The sequence below is a fragment of the Chitinophaga parva genome (assembly GCF_003071345.1).
GTDB lineage: Bacteria > Bacteroidota > Bacteroidia > Chitinophagales > Chitinophagaceae > Chitinophaga > Chitinophaga parva.
The window spans coordinates 606360-622212 of sequence record NZ_QCYK01000003.1 but is presented as its reverse complement, the minus strand read 5'-3'; the positions used below and the strand labels follow the sequence as shown (position 1 = coordinate 622212).

The 15853-nt window shown below is 46.2% G+C and carries 12 protein-coding genes, 1 tRNA gene and 1 pseudogene; 2 read left to right on the top strand and 12 right to left on the bottom strand.

The annotated features are described in order from the left end of the window. The first annotated feature begins 66 nt into the window (after positions 1-66). Positions 67-140: transfer RNA gene (locus DCC81_RS21730), tRNA-Pro, on the top strand. 306 nt (positions 141-446) lie between these two features. Here the strand turns inward: DCC81_RS21730 and DCC81_RS21725 are convergent. From DCC81_RS21725 to DCC81_RS21680, 9 genes and pseudogenes are all read right to left on the bottom strand, one after another. Then, positions 447-821: a VOC family protein gene (locus DCC81_RS21725; RefSeq protein WP_108688772.1), complete on the bottom strand. Its 375-nt coding sequence runs from the start codon at positions 819-821 to the stop codon at positions 447-449. Between the two features lie 155 nt (positions 822-976). Continuing rightward, positions 977-1198: a VOC family protein gene (locus DCC81_RS21720; RefSeq protein ID WP_108688771.1), complete on the bottom strand. Its 222-nt coding sequence runs from the start codon at positions 1196-1198 to the stop codon at positions 977-979. Positions 1199-1252: 54 nt separating this feature from the next. Then, on the bottom strand, positions 1253-1843 hold the full coding sequence (locus tag DCC81_RS21715) for a Crp/Fnr family transcriptional regulator (RefSeq protein ID WP_108688770.1): 591 nt from the start codon (positions 1841-1843) through the stop codon (positions 1253-1255). Between the two features lie 409 nt (positions 1844-2252). Next, positions 2253-3044: a helix-turn-helix domain-containing protein gene (locus DCC81_RS21710; protein WP_108688769.1), complete on the bottom strand. Its 792-nt coding sequence runs from the start codon at positions 3042-3044 to the stop codon at positions 2253-2255. Positions 3045-3063: 19 nt separating this feature from the next. Next, positions 3064-3972 carry an SDR family NAD(P)-dependent oxidoreductase gene (locus DCC81_RS21705; protein ID WP_108688768.1) on the bottom strand — a complete coding sequence of 303 codons (909 nt, stop codon included), beginning with the start codon at positions 3970-3972 and terminating at the stop codon, positions 3064-3066. Positions 3973-4217: 245 nt separating this feature from the next. Next, positions 4218-5030, bottom strand: a complete 813-nt coding sequence (locus DCC81_RS21700; RefSeq protein WP_165806691.1) for a helix-turn-helix domain-containing protein — start codon at positions 5028-5030, stop codon at positions 4218-4220. 33 nt (positions 5031-5063) lie between these two features. Further along, a pseudogene (locus DCC81_RS21695) lies at positions 5064-5632 on the bottom strand (aldo/keto reductase). 29 nt (positions 5633-5661) lie between these two features. Further along, positions 5662-6690, bottom strand: a complete 1029-nt coding sequence (locus tag DCC81_RS21690) for an SDR family oxidoreductase (RefSeq protein ID WP_108688766.1) — start codon at positions 6688-6690, stop codon at positions 5662-5664. Positions 6691-7120: 430 nt separating this feature from the next. Beyond that, positions 7121-8041 (bottom strand): LysR substrate-binding domain-containing protein, encoded by a 921-nt coding sequence (locus DCC81_RS21680; protein ID WP_133177761.1) that lies wholly within the window; start codon positions 8039-8041, stop codon positions 7121-7123. A 106-nt stretch (positions 8042-8147) separates the two neighbouring features. On the opposite strand from DCC81_RS21680, the gene DCC81_RS21675 reads away from it, so the two are divergent. Next, positions 8148-8705, top strand: coding sequence for a hypothetical protein (locus DCC81_RS21675; RefSeq protein WP_108688763.1), 558 nt, complete (start codon positions 8148-8150; stop codon positions 8703-8705). A gap of 387 nt (positions 8706-9092) precedes the next feature. Here the strand turns inward: DCC81_RS21675 and DCC81_RS21670 are convergent, their stop codons facing one another. The 3 genes from DCC81_RS21670 to DCC81_RS21660 all read right to left on the bottom strand — a co-directional run bounded on the left by DCC81_RS21670 (position 9093) and on the right by DCC81_RS21660 (position 15728). Beyond that, a complete protein-coding gene (locus DCC81_RS21670; RefSeq protein WP_165806690.1) occupies positions 9093-10412 on the bottom strand; it encodes a DUF3863 domain-containing protein in 1320 nt (439 codons plus the stop codon). A 209-nt stretch (positions 10413-10621) separates the two neighbouring features. After that, positions 10622-12340, bottom strand: a complete 1719-nt coding sequence (locus tag DCC81_RS21665) for a RagB/SusD family nutrient uptake outer membrane protein (RefSeq protein WP_108688761.1) — start codon at positions 12338-12340, stop codon at positions 10622-10624. A gap of 10 nt (positions 12341-12350) precedes the next feature. Further along, positions 12351-15728: a TonB-dependent receptor gene (locus DCC81_RS21660; RefSeq protein ID WP_165806689.1), complete on the bottom strand. Its 3378-nt coding sequence runs from the start codon at positions 15726-15728 to the stop codon at positions 12351-12353. Positions 15729-15853: the final 125 nt, after the last annotated feature.

Below are 15853 nucleotides of genomic sequence, written 5' to 3'. Positions count from 1 at the left end.
TTTGGTTTTTTATAAAAGATTGTTACTTTTGCAATCCCTTGACAAAAGGGATAATTTTAGTCCATTCGGGATGTAGCGCAGCCCGGTAGCGCGCTTCGTTCGGGACGAAGAGGCCGCTGGTTCGAATCCAGTCATCCCGACTTAATGTAAGCCTTACAACACTTGTAACAAAGGATTGTAAGGCTTTTTTTCGTTTTAAGGCCCCTATACCTCCATTTTCAAAAGATGAAACGCAAATAAGCCCCAAAACGGGTCAAGCTGAAAACCCAGGGAATTGACTCAGGTGTATTTGGCTTTACGGGAAGCATCAAAAAAAAGGACCATGCCCATTAGAAACTGGGGCATGATCCTGAATCAATTTTTAACTATTTCCGAAGGACGGGTGAAAATCTAACCCAACCTGTTCACCTCGACTTTTAAACTTACACACTTACTGAAATAGTCCCTCATCTTTGCATCAATTGAAAGATATTACCTTCCGGGTCTTCACCGTCACAAAATAATTGACCGTCATTGACAAAACTTCTCGGTTCTTTCATTAGCGCTCCCTTACTGATTAGCCAGTCCCTTGCTTTGGTAATTTCTTCGTCAACTTCAAAAACAATTTTAGTATTGCTTTCTGACTGTACCGTTTCCGTTTGCTTTCTTTGATATGAAGGGCCAATTTTATGAAGGCCAATTTTACAGGAACCTGATTTTAGCAAGACCCACTCGGATTTTATTTCTTCAACCACCTCAAATTGAAAGGCGCCAATATAAAATGCTGCCTGCTTATCCACATCGTGGACAAAGAGTATAATGGTGTTTAAATTAAATTTCATTTTTCTTCAATAAAGGTGATTGTATTACCGTCAGGGTCTGCTATATAGAACTCGCAGCCATCGTCCGTTTCTCTCAGTGGCTGTAGAATAGCGACATTTATATTGCTAACGGCATCGTACACATCAATGAATATTATTAACTGCAAACAAAATATTTAAATCCTGATTTTTATTTTTTCTTCGACTTCTGTTTGGTCATGGTTTCCCAATTTGAGATGAATAGCAAAACCATCCTTGCTACCCCCCGCATAAAAATCCTCGCAAAGAAAAGCGGTTTTGAATCCTAATTGATGATAAAAATAAAGAGATTTAGCAATATTTGATACTCGCAGTTGAGGACTTAAGTCTCTGATATTGAAATTAATTGCTGTTTTCATAAGTGCAAATCTAAATAAAGCAATAGGTAAACGACAAGGACATTTGTCACATAATTACAGAGATGGTTGTTTGGGCTGTGCTAAGTTCTTGCGCACACGACTTAATGTTTCCCTGCTCAAGCCTAAATAAGATGCGATCATGTGTAATGGCACCCGTTCATATGGAATAGGCTGATTAGTTATAATATCAATGTATTTTTCTTCGGCGCTTAGGCTGATTGATTTATAAAGCCGGTTTTGATTGGCAATCTGATTTTTTGCCGATAGGTATCTCATCAATTGCCTGAACAACGGCAGTTCGTTTAACAGATGGTCAAAATCGGATTTTTTCCATACCAGTATATAGCTGTCCTCAATAGCCCGGATATTTAAAGTCGAGGGTGAGTTATTTAAGTAGCTTTCGCGGTCGCTTATCCACCTGTTTTCATGCGCGAATTTTAATATATGTTCATTGCCCCCGGTATCTATTTGGCAAAGACGCAAAAGCCCCTTCGCCACGAAATGAGTGGGCGATACTTCTCCTTCACGCAATACAAATTCATTTTTGTTAATCGTCCTTTCTTTAGAAAAAGAATATATCAGTTTAATTTGCTCGCGGCTGATTTGCGATTGGGCTTGTATGTATTTTTCAAAAACCTCAAACATATTTTAAATTATCAGGAATAGTGACCTATCTAAAGACGTTATTCATAAGTTTTATTTAGGTACTATATAAATGTATATTTAAACTAAAGTTAATTATTTGCAGTTTAATATTTATGTTTTTTCACCTGTCTTCAAATGCGGACACGTTAAAGCTATATGATGCTGAATATTGGCTGAAATGGAATATAGCGTTAAAAGAGCAGCTAACCAAGCGGTTTATAGATCCCGACTAACAATAAAGCCTCTGGCAGTAGCCAGGGGCTTTTGTATTTCGGCGCAAGCTAGCTTGGGTGAGCGCAGCAATATAAAGGCCAGACCGCGGGAACCATGGGCGAGGCTCGGTTTGTTAGGCCTCCAGCTGAACTGAAAACCCAAACTTGAGCCGTTGTTCGCCCCTATAACGCCAACATCAGGTACAAGTCTTCTTCTTCCGGCATGCCAGTTCGGTTGGTGTCAACCCGAATTGTTTCTTAAAAGCAAATGAAAAGTGCGGCAAGGTTTCAAAGCCCAATTCCAAATAAATTTCAGATGGCCTTTTGTTTTTCTCTTCTATCAAAAAATGGGCTTCCTGCAATCGCTTTTTTACCAACCAATGATTTGGCGTGTCCTTGAAAGTTATTTTAAAATCCCGTTTAAATGCCGATAAACTTCGACCAGTCATAAATGCATAACGTTCAATGCTTACATTGAATTTGAAATTTCGATTCATAAATTCTTCAATGTTTACCTTTTCAGGTATGCCATAGTCAAAAAATAAGCCTGCTAGTCCGGGCTGAGTCTGTAATAAAATAATAAGTAGTTCTTCCCGCTTCAAATCGGCAAAGGCTTCGTTTATTTTTCCGTGATCGTAGTAGGGCAACAGCGACTGAATAAAATTCGGCATTAAATTGTTTTTACTGATGCGTAAAATCGTTTCATTCGATTTAAATTTCAATGCTGTTGTTTTATGTTTTTCCTGAAACATCCTAAGAAACTTTTCATCGAAAAAGACAAATACCTTTTCAAGTTCCCCATTTTCCTTTTCCTTCTTATATCTTGCAAAATGGTTTTTTCGGGCAATACCACATTCCCCGGATTTCAGCATGTAGTTTTTACTGCCATCATATATGTGCATTACACCTTTTATGATATATACAAAGGTGTGTTCAGCAATAAACTGTTCCGGTGAAATTACGCCGATATGATAATTTGCTGCGCTCATCTTACAATCCCCAATTTAATTATTCTTTTACTTTAGATAACAAGGCACGAGTTTCCGCAACAACATTTTCCTGAAATTTTTGGTCTCGCGCCAACTCTGAGCCAAGCATGGGCTGCCCTTTTTCGTCAAAATAAACACCTGTTTTGCCCGACTCATCGGTCAGTACTTTTGTAATTACCTTTGCCGATTTTTTGGGTGTACTGCTGTAAGTAGAGAAAGGAGGAATTATGGACATCAGATAACCAAACAAGAAACGCACGAAAGCATTAGTACTTTCACCACCAAGATTTGTCCCCCTTGTTATTCCAGGCTCTACAACGTTGAAATGTAATCTCGGGTTTTCCCGTGCAAAAGCCATTGCCGCAGCAAGAATACATTGCTTTGAAGTAGCATAAGCATCTATGCCCGGCATTTTAGCACCGCCTGCCTTCCATTCACCATGGGCGCTTGCTTCTGCAGAGATATAACGGCCTCCTTTCATTCCCATAACTTTTGCAGGTTTTCGTTCAGCGTCTTCAATCGCAGAACCAATAAACACAACATTTGCTCCATCGGGAAGATCAGGCACAAGACATTCCGTCAATGCGAATGCACCGAGATAATTTGTAGCAAACGTCATATCCCAACCTTGAGCACTTTTTGTCGCTTTTTGCAGCATAACCCCTGCATTATTCAGCAATCCGCCTATTCTAAGATTAAGTTCCACGATTTGCCGTGCAGCTCTTTTCACGCTTAAAATGTCTGAAATATCGCAGACTAGGGACAACGCGTTTTGTCCATTATCTTTGATGGTCTTTTGTACCTGTTCTAATTTTTCACGATTTCGTCCAATAAGTATAACCGTGCCGTATTTTGCAAGTGCTAATGCTGTTTCATAACCGATACCAGAAGTTGGCCCTGTGATGATATATGCTTTTTTGTCTTCCATTGCCTAAAATTTTTATGATGCAAAGTTGATCATAAAATTTTTAGCCAGCTTTCGTGTAAGGTCCAAAGTTATTGTCTTAAGAAGTCCAAATGCCAGTTGTTTGTCCTCAAATCGTGGTGCCAATGTTGGCAATCTTATCATCCACCTCTCGGTGCCGGACCGGCAGCTACCCATCAAAGCAGTGATAATAGGAATAATACTGGTTCCGGCCTTTGGAGGCGCTGCCGGTCAAAATCCTGCCGCATTCAGGATAGGCTGGTTGCAGCCGTTGGGCTATAGCCGAACTGCTTTTTAAAAGCAAAAGAAAAATGTGACAGGTTTTCAAAGCCTGCGTCAAAAAAGATCTCTATAGGCTTACGTTTCTTAACGACAATCTGGTCATGCGCAAACTCCAGTCGTTTTTGCGTAAGCCAACGACCCGGTGTAGTATTGAATTCCTTCTTAAAATCCTTTTTGAATGTAGTCAAGCTGCGGCCAGTGAGATACCCAAATTTTTCAAGCGAGAGGTTGTACATAAAGTTTTGTTCCATAAAGGCGGCCAGATCAACTTTACCGGGTTCGCTAAATGAACTGAGAAGGCCCTGTACCTTTGGATTGCAGGCATCCAGTACTGTTAAACATTCCGAAATCTTTATTTCTACCAGATCCGGTGGTAATTCGTCGTGCATTTCAAAATAAGGGATCAACGAATTAAACAGGCTTTCAAGCAAAGGATGTCTGTCCAGGGCAAGATGACCTTTGGGTTTCTCTTCTGTGGAATTGCCCTGCCGCGTCTCATAGTGTTTACGCAGGAGTTGCTCAGGGAACAAAACAGATATGGAACGGAATGGTGCATCCTGGTGGGGCAGTTTGGTCATCCTACCCAGCTGATTCCTCGGAATCAATAGGGTCATTCCGGGCTTGAACGTGTAGAATTGAGTGCCGTAAGACAATTCCAACGTTCCTTCCAACACATAAACAAGCGCGTGCTGGTTAAGTATCATTTCCCTGCTGTAATGTTTTTCCTTTTTGCAGGATACAAATATCCTGCCTTTAATATTGGCACCTGGATTTTCCATGATGTAAAAATAAAATTCAATATTTACCCGGTATCATATTTTTAGTAAGGGGTAAAACCGGCGGCGTAAATCCAGTTGTTCCGGTTTGCGAACGCCAATGATCGTAGCGCTTACGCCTGGCCTGCTGACCACCCAGGCCAGGTCTGTGGCGGCAACTGTTGTATGATGCACATCTGCCATTCTACCCAATTCGTCTAAGATAGCTATTTCTTTTTCAGATAAAACGACTTTACGTGCCGTGCCACCCATACGGGCGCCTGGATGTTGATTTTCAACTAAAGGGTCATATTTCCCCGAGAGCAGGCCTCCTTTTAACGGCGCCCAGGGGACGATCCCTAAACCAAGTTCCTGCGCCATAGGCACCAGTTCATCTTCAACAGTACGTGCCAACAGGGAATATTCAATTTGCAGGCCAACAAAAGGCATCCAGTCTTTGAAGGCCGCCATTGTTTGCGCCTGTGCTACTTTCCACGCCGGAGCATAACTCACACCAATGTAGCGAACTTTTCCACCAGATCATCCAGCGTGCGCATCGTTTCTTCGATGGGCGTATTCCAATCCCATTGATGAACGGATAGCAGGTCAATATAATCTGTCTGCAATCGCCTAAGCGACTGATGTTACAAAACGATTATTTCACCAGTCCCAAACTGATGAGGCTTTTCGCCGTTGCAATAACAGCTTCTCTATTACTTCTGGGATGCCAGCCGAGCAGGCGGGTAGCTTTTGCATGGCTGGCATCTTTTATCATCCCCAGGTGTGGTAGGATCAATTTTACTGTAGGGTTAAATAATCCAATGATCCTCAGGATCCAGCTGGGAATTTCTCTCTTTGGCACCTTCGCCGCCTTTTCGCCCAATTCGCTTCGCAGCATATTTGCTATATCTAATAACGAGATGGCTTCGCCGGAAGTAGCCAAAAAACGCTCGCCGTTAGCTTTCGGATCAGTCATAGCCATAACGTGTAAGTCGGCTACGTCCCGAACATCAACATAAACGGACTTGATCTTCGGAACACCTTTTATCTGCCCGTTGAGCATCTGGTAAATAAATTGAATGGAATGCGAATAGTCAGCCCCAAGCACCGGCCCCAAAACGCCGACCGGATTTACCACCGCGAGTTCCAGCCCTTTACCTTCATTATTCACGTACTCCCAGGCGGCTTTCTCAGACAGTGTCTTAGACTTCTGGTAGGCGGGAATATCTTTTGATAAATCTGTCCAGTCTTCTTCTGTATAAGGCGTATGCTTGTCCGTACCATAACAAATGGCACCAAAAGCGGACGTTAAGACTACCCGCTCAACTCCAGCAGCCTTTGCTGCCCGTAAGACATAAAGCACACCGTTCACGGCCGGTACGATATACTCGTCTTCATGTTTTGCGATAAAATTCGGAGTAGGCGAAGCGGGGTGTATCACGTAACGACAACCCTCTGCTGCTGACTTCCATGCCGTTTCATCAGACAGGTCTGCCTGAACAAAATGCAACCGATCAAAGTCGGTAACCCCGGCGACTGAAAGTAGCTGTTTTACTTCCGCTATCCTGTTTAAGGAACGTAAGGATGTTTTCACCCGATAACCTCTTTTCAGGAGCCCGGCGATGCAATTACTGGCTATAAAGCCTGATCCGCCGGTGACCAGGACCTGATCTGTCTGTGTCATGTTCTTTAATTTGAGAAAACAAAGTTAGGGGCATTCAAAGATGGCAACTTTGTTTAGAAGACGCATTTGCTTTGTTCAAAAGACGGGTGTGAAGCGCATGAATAAATTAGATCTTTTGCCACCAGGCGGAATATTCCTACACTTTTCCCAGGAAAACTCCTGACCGGCCGCATCCAGTATTTTTTCAACTTTTCGGGGCCGATGCCAGGAAATAAAAAAGCGACTAAAAACACTCGTTTTCAAATCGCTTGGTGCGCCAATCGTTTCAGGTCATCGACTGGCCGGTTCGAGCATGGTGCTGCCAGGGCGATAGAAATTTACGAGGGCCTCCAGGTGGGCGGAATTGAAGGCCCTTACCGCATAGCCAAAAATATCTGGCTGTACGGGATGGTGCAATTTGTTCAGGATAGCGTATAGAAAGCAGCTGAAATTATTGACCAAACTGTTGTTGGAACGTCGCACATCTCCCTTTCATAATTTCATAAAAAGCGGTCAGGGCCTTTTTTCGATACACTTCTACTGAAAAAGCAATGGTGGCTTCACGTTGCATGTTTTTTCCTTCTAACGGAATCGCTTTCAGTTGGGGAAAACCGAATAAAGAACTGTTCATCAAAATGGTGTTCCATCGTTTGGTATTAGTAAGTTTCAACAAACTGTGAATGTCGTTGATTTCCATTGCTATCTTTAGCATGATATTATTTTCATCAAGTACTTCATCCAAAAAATTTCGAATACTATAACCCTGGGAAGGAAGTACCACCGGTAACGTTGAGACTTTTTGCAACGAAACTTTTCTTACCGCAGACCATGGATGCGATTGATGAACGACCAGCGAAAGCGTGGCCCTAAACAGTTTTATGATTTCCAACTGACGATCTTTATGCGAAACGGGGAGAAAAGACAGCATACAGTCAATTTCATAATGATGCATCTTATGCAGTAAATCGGCCGTTGACGCAAAAATGATTTGAATCTCTATATCGGGGTATTGCTCACTAAACTGCGTGAGCGACTGCATCAGTAATTCGGTTAATCCATAGGTTGCTCCGATAATAAGTTTCCCTGTTTTCTTATTATTCAAATCCAATAGCACCTGTTTTCCTTCTTCCGCCTGGAGGATAGTTTTGCGGGCATAATGAAGCATGATCTCACCGGCCTCAGTCAGTTTTACCCTTTTACCAATTCTGTCAAACAGCAGTGTGTCGAGTGAGTTTTCCAACTCTTTTATCTGATGTGAAAGTGTACTTTGAGTGATATATAACTCCTCAGCGGCCTGGGTGAAATTTGATAGTTCTGCGGCACATACAAAATACTTTAATTGGCGAAGTTCCATTGCTTTTGCTTTCAGCAAAGATAGGTTGTATATCGAATATTTCGATTGATTTAATCTAAATTTTCCGTTTTTTCGATTTATAAATAATGTTCATCTTTGATCCATTCATTAAAACAAAAAAAACATGGAAATCTTACAGACTCCTGAAAATGCATTGTCAGCATCTATTGTTTCCGCTATTATCAATGCGCCAATTGAAAAAATAGACATTGCAGACTGGTTATTGAATTTGCCGGACGCCGAATATCAGCGTTGTTCTGTTAATCACATTGCTGCCGGGAACACCACCAATTTCGAGGGCAAGCCTATGTCTATCAATGTGGAATACGTAGGAACTGCACTTGTGATCCAACATTATGTAGCCACAGAGTACCGGCCAGATTACTGCCGTATGCTATCTGTTTCAGATACCATCACCGCAAACGGCCGTTCTAAAGTTCAGGTTTTGTGGGAACTCAAAGCAGAGAAGATCGATGAAGGCACCACCAGGTACATCAATAGTATCCATGCCACCGCCACTCCGGAATTTTTGGAATTTATTAAAGAACACGGCATCACTTTAGCGGATGCGGCCAAAGCCAGGCAAGAGGCTTCTGATGCGCACAATCATGAAGAGACACCGCTTTTTGCGAAAAGTATCGAAAACAAATCCCTAAGCGGAAAATATAACTTACCATTTTAAAAACCATCGCATTACCCTGTCCGGCACGGGAATAACAAAATTCATTGGTCGAAACCAACTATTTCTCTCTTGAGGTCACATCGCCATTTTTATAACATCCAAAGTGAGACCCATTAAGTCCCGAGCATAGGGAATCTTATCCTCAACCTACTGGGGCCAGTTAACAGCAAAGACGATCCCATAATTGATAGGCGTGTATTCCAATTTCATTGTCCCCCGTTTCTACCGCTGAACGGGGGGCGGCGGGATCTATCGTCTGCACACTTGCCAAGGGGCCGTCTCCTATGCTTGCGCAACATAAGAGACGGCCCCATAGGTTTGTGCCGCTCCCCTCCTGCACCGGCCGGTGCCCCAAATGCAATTGCTGTTCCTTTCAAGCGCCGGTCACTATTTTGAGCTGTTAAACAGGTAAGGGTAATGACGTAAAATTAATGATTGCGCATGCTTTGATAAAGAATCGAGTGGCACAGGTTTGTCCTGGGCACGCGTTTGCTTTTGGTTGATATCTCCCAGGAGGCTCCATTTGCGTGTCATTTCCGCCGGTTCATGTGCCGGCAGGTCATAATCCGTAAAGTCAATTACTTTTTCAGACGAAGCATCGTCATTATTTCGCAGGAGGGCCAAACGGAAATCCTTGTTCATGAACCACCTGATCTCCTTATCAGCGTCAGAGCCGCCAATGCCGGACCCCCGTTCAACGAAACGGTAATTAAAAGTGTTCCGCCTGTAATATTTTCTCCAGATCAGGCCAAATTCACCCTGTGTGATCAATCTTGTATCGGGCCACCGTTCTCTTACCTGGCTTAGCCACCTTTTTAAATAGGCCGGGTTATATGGAAGGGATAATTCCCAGCAGTTCGTTACCCAGCCAAATCCATTCAGCTTAAAGCCTTCATCGAAGTGAATAGCAGTGGTGTGCATCATTTCCTTCAAGCCGGTATCCGGTCCGTATCTGCCGATCGTTTCAATAGGGCCCACTCCCATCCTGCTATTAAACCCGTGTGCAAATCCGGCCCTTCTTCCTGCCAGGAAATCAACAGACCATCCATCCAGGTTTACACAATCTATAAAGTCGGATCTATCCTGGGCTGGTTTGCAAAAATGCTCTTTGGATGGATAAAAAGGATAAGCAACTGATCCATCCCCATCCTGGTTATCAATGCTGAACTGGCTCCAGATATTGCCCTGGCACACATGGATATTTTCCGTTTCAGCCAGGTATTGCTGGTTCTCCGAGGACAGAAACCCCGCTACAATGCTTGTGGGCCTGTAACCATTTCCCACCATCCTGGAAATGATATTCAACGCATCGTGTATATCCTTGTTAACCTGTTCCGTGGTGTTGTATGCATTGGCAAAATAGGCGCCCGGGATAAATGTTATTTCATCTCCATACGTGTGGTGATAACCGATCACGAGTGCCCGTATTTCCCTGTAATTTTTGCTGGTGTCATTCAGGGCAAGCCAACTGAAGGCCCATGTCATTTTCCCGCCCGGAAATCCTTCTGCAACGGCATTCCGGAAAGCCTTAACCTTTTCCGGCGTGTGTAGCGCACGTTCATCTTCCCCCACGTTCCGGTCTCTTGATACTTCGATCTGGTTTACGCGGATGACCGTATTAAAAGTAAGAAAGCGGTGCCCCATTAACGCATTGCTGCCTGCTTTTCCAGGTGTTTGTGCCCATGCAATGGCGGACAGTATCAACAAGGGAAGTATTATATCGAATATTTTTTTGTACATATCCAGCTGATAAAAATTTGAATGGTTGCTTCGTCAGAACATGTGTCCTGCTAATTAAAAGTTAGCCACCAGGGTTGGTGCCCTGTATAATTTCCTGCAATAAGCCATGGTCCGTATCGCAATACAGAACAATGATTCGTCAACGGGCCGGTGACCGGCCCGTTGACGAAAAGGGTTTACCACTCGGGATTTTGTTGCAGCACCTTACCATTATTGGCATAGAAGGCCACTTCTTTGGTAGGCAGAGGCTGCAGATAGTCTTTGGCCGGGTTGAATTTGCGCCCGGTCTCCGCGATCAGGAACCCGTTCGCATCTACTTTAGACAAGTAGCTGGCATCACTGTAAGGCGCACGGGTAGCCCATTGGGTGCCGGTGATCTTAATGCCCTTCACGTCCTGGGGCAATTCCGTTTCTGCCGTTTTCCAGCGGTGCAGGTCATCGGAACGGAATCCTTCCAGGGCCAGTTCCACGGTACGCTCCCGCCGCAACTCCGTGCGCATGTCCAGGTTGTGTGCGGCCACAAATGCATTGGTGAGATGGGGCATATTCACCCGGTCCCTCAGTTTGTTGATCGTCAGGTCCAGGTCTGCATCACTGATGGAGCCGGTCTTTTCAAACACCGCTTCCGCGTAGACCAGCAGTACCTCCGCATAACGGATCAGGTGGCGGTCAAAATCAAACAGGCTGGCATCGCCCAGGCGACCGGAATTATTGGCCACCGGGTCTTCCGACATATACTTGTACAGGATATAACCGGTATTGAAATTACGCTGCGGGTTATCCGGCCAGTTGGCCACCTTCTCGGTGGGATGGAATACACGATTGGTCTTGGTGCCGGGAATGATCATCGTCATGGTCATCCGGGGATCACGGTCCTGGTACTCGGATACGAAGGTGCTATAACCCTGGAATACCGTGCCGGGCGCAGTGATGGGCAGGCCGTTCTTATCGAGGTACAGGTCTGCCAGTTTACGGGTGGGATTGTAACCATCCTGGTCGTACATGTATGGAGCGTCCTGGCCAAGGATATTCCGCGCATAACGCCGGTCCAGGATGCATTCCCGGGAGTCGTCGCCGGCTTCAATAAAGAGGTAACGATAGCTCTGGGCACCGCTGCCGGTGTACAGGTTGTATATGCTACCGTTGATCACCTGCCCTGCAGCCGTCACCGCCTGATCCAGGTAGGCAGCGTAGGTCCCGCCCCTGAACTTTTCCCAGGTGCCTTCAAAAAGAGCCACCCTGGCAGCGAGTGCTAACGCGGCGCCTTTGCTGATGCGGCCGATGTCCTGGGTGGAAAGATCTGATTGCAGGGGCAGGTCTGTCTGCGCCTCGCTCAGGTCTTTCAGGATGAAGTCTGCCGTGGCCGTGCGGGTAGCGCGGGGCGTAAATAAGGCGGTATCGCCGGTGTTCAGTACTTTGGTGATCAGCGGCACGCCACCATACAGGCGCAGCAGCTTCCAGTAGTACCAGGCCCGGAAAAATTTCGCTTCCGCCACATAGCGCAGGATATTGGGATCCGTAAAGGCAGCCCCTTTTTCAATGATATTGTTGGCAGACCGGATATAGCTATAACTGTCGTTCCACTGGCCGGAGGTTTCCGGTGGCTGCAAGCTACCGTTGCTGACCACGTTTGGCACGTTGAACGCGATATCTGACTCTACATCTTCTTCGCCAAAACGGTCCAGGCCATTGTAAAGATTATTCGCAGCAAGTTTAAAATCGTCGCCGGTCTTCCAGAAAGTGGCGTCTGTAATGCTGTCCTGGGATACCAGGTTGAGGTCCCGCTGACAGCTGCTCCAAAGCATGATGCCCAGCAGCAGGCCTGCTACCTTGGCACCTGTGCGGAGTGTACGGGAAAGTATTGTTATATAATAAACAGGGAATTTAATTTTCATGACGCGTTGATTAGAATTTTACACTTAAACCCAGGGAGTAAACTTTGTCGAAAGGATATGTGCCTTCGTTACGGTATCCGTCTTCCGGATCGAAATTGCCCCCCAGCGTACCCTTGGAGAAAGTAAGCAGGTCCTGGCCGCTGAAGTAAACGCGGGCGTATTGTACTTTAACGGCTTTGAGCACGGATGCGGGCAATGTGTACCCGATAGTGATCAGTTTAAAGCGCAGGTAAGCCACGTTCTGCAAGACCATAGACGATGTATGATAGTCGTAGTTTGCTACGTCATCATACCCCAGGTTGCCTGGCAGGTAACGCGGATAGGGCGCATTGGGCCGGTCCTGCGACCAGGTTTTACCATAGAAGTATGACAGCGAGGGCCAGAAGAAAGTATTGGGCCGGCTGATGTTGCCTTCATAGACAACATCCCGTTTTCCAACGCCCTGCAGGAAGAGCTGCAGGTCCAGTTGCTTATAGCCAACGGAAATATTGGAAGAATATGTGTAACGGGGAATGAGGTTGCCGAGGTATACCATATCACCCGCCAGCCCTTTGCTCTTATCGCCAAAGGCGGTCAGCTTACCATCACCGTCCACATCTTTGTACATCACATCGCCAATGGCAATGCGGTTAGGAATGCCCTGTAACTGCTTATAATCATCCAATTGTTTCTGGGTCTTGATGATGCCTTCATACACATAACCGAAGTAGGAATAGATCGGGTATCCCTGCCGGAACTGGTTCAACCCTTCCGTGTAGTTGTCGGTATTTTTCAGTTCCACCAGCTTATTGCGGCTATCACTCAGCTGGAGCGATACGCTGTAATGAAAATCCCTGATCTGGTCTTTCCAGGTAAGCGAGGTCTCAAACCCTTTTGTGTTCAACTTACCCTGGTTGGTGGAAGGCGGGGTGGCGCCGTATACCGCCGGCACTGCCACGTTCACCAGCATATCGTTATTGATCTTGTTGTAATAATCGAACGAGAATGATAAGCGGGAACGGAATACAGACATGTCTATGCCTATGTTACGGGTCTCAATGGTTTCCCATGTACGGTCAGGAGAAGCCGGGTTGGCATTGGCCCCGGTAAGCCCTGCGTTGGGCGACCCGATCGGGTAGTTACCTGCAATGGAGATAAGCGGAATGTAATCATAGAGGCCCAGGATACCCAGGTTCTGGTTACCCATTTTGCCCCAGGAAGCCCGTAGTTTCAGCAGGTCGAATACGTCCCAGTTCTTTACAAATCTTTCTTCTGAAAAATTATAAGCTGCGGCTACTGCAGGGAACACAGCGCTCCAGCGCTTTTCCGGTGCAAATTTGGAACTTCCGTCCGCGCGGGCGGTGAAATCTACCACCAGGCGGTCATTGTACGTGTAACTCAACCGGCCAAAATAAGAGGCCAGCGCCTGGTTATTAAGATAACCGGTAAAGTTGGCATAGGCCGCTTTCGTACGGTCCGCCAGGTTAAGGGTGAAGATATCGTTGCCCAGGAAGTTATACCCGTAAGTGGACTGTCCTTCTGCACGGTTCTGTTCCAGTGATGCACCACCGGTGAAGTTAATCGTATGCAGCATTCCAAAATGCTTATTATAATCCAGGTAGGCCTGGTATAATTTATTGAGCGTTTTATCATTGCTGTAATTCGCGGAATTGGGCGTGTTCCGGACATCCTGTATACCACCCGCCCAGTTGTAGCGGGTGATGGTACGGGTAATGGTACTACCGTTCTGGTAGTCCAGTTTTGCGGCCGCCTGGCCGGTCAGTTTCAGATCAGGGATAATGTTGTAATCCACTTTGATATTGGCGCCAAACCGAGAAAGGTTGCTCAGGCTGTTGCCGCCTTCAGCCAGGTACTGTGCCGGGCCTTCATAGCCCTGGTAGCCATAGAACTCTCCCAGGGGATTGTACACCGGCTGGTATGGGAACTGGCGGGTCACGTTGGTTAACGCGCTGCCAAGTTGGGTGGGTGTTACCACGCTCCGGTTATCAAAGTAGGAACGGGTTTCTACCGTTACTTTTTTACCCAGGCGGAAATCATAGTTCAGGCGCATATTGTAACCATCCGACCGGTTATCACCATAACGCACGATCCCGTTATCGCGGTTGTAGCCTACGGACAGGAGATAATCATTGTTATCACTGCCACCGGAGACGTTGATATTATGGATCTGCTGCGTGGTGTTCTTATAGATCACCTTATTCCAGTCGGTATAACCGTAGAACCCGGGATAATTGGTCACCCCGTAATTCCAGCCCTGTGGATCAGGCGGGGCATTTTCCGCGATCTTCTGGAACACTTCCGGCGAGAAACCATCTATGCCTACATTCCGCAGGCCTTCGTCCATGAAGTGGGCAAACTGCGTTGTATTCTGCATTTTGCGCAGGTAAGTAGGCTGCTTGTAACCCACGTTCCCTGTGTAAGACACCGTGGGCGGGCCTTTCTTTCCCCGTTTGGTGGTCACCAGGATCACGCCGCTGGCTGCACGGGCACCATAGATAGAAGCGGCTGCGTCTTTAAGCACTGTTACTTCAGCAATGTCGTTGGTATTGATGGTATTGATATCGCCGGGAATACCATCTACCAGCACCAGGGGATCATTCCCGTTTGCCGAAGAATACCCCCTCACCTGGAAGCCATAATTAGTGCTGCCTGGCTGTCCACTGGCGCGGGTGATCGTTAAGCCGGGTATCGTGCCTTGCAGCGCATCGTAGCTGTTATTGAGCGGGCGGCTTTCAAATACGTCGGACTTCACCGTGGAAATTGCACCGGTAACGGCGCCCTTTACGCGGGTGCCATACCCCACTACCACCACCTCATCCAGCTTGGCATCGGAACGGCGTAGGAAAATGTTCAGCGCCGTTTCGGCGCCTACTGTCACCCTTTTGGTCTGGTACCCTACATACGATACCACCAGCACGGCATCAGGCCCTGGCACGGCGATCGAAAAGGCGCCCTTTTCATTCGTGCGCGCCCCGTTGGAAGTGCCCTCCACCCCTATGGTGGCGCCAATAAGCGCCTCCCCATTGGTAGAATCCCTTACTACACCGGTCACCTGTATAGGTTGCACACGGTTGCTTTCCGGGACTGGTGTTTCCTGCCGGCCCATGATCAGCACGGTGCGGTTGTTAATGGAATAACGTACCGGCTGGCCCTTCAAACAATCGTCCAGCGCCTTGCGCAGGTCTACGTCTTTCACATCAACCGTAATAGCGCCTATATTCCGGACGGCTTCGTTGTTGTACAGGAAGTCGTAGTCTGTTTGCTTTTTAAGCTGTGCGATGATCTCGATAAGGGAAGCGTTTTTCGCCTTTACGGTCACCCGTTGCGCGAACGTTTCGGCCTTTAGCTGTACGATGGCCGATAATAATAGCATAACGAGGAGCTTCATCTTGAGGTAGTAGTTGGTATGGACATGCAAATACCGTCTGAACCGGAATTCAGTAATTTTTTTATACATTTGGCTGTTAGGTTTTTAATTAATGTATCAGCAATCGTTAGTTAATGCTCCTGACA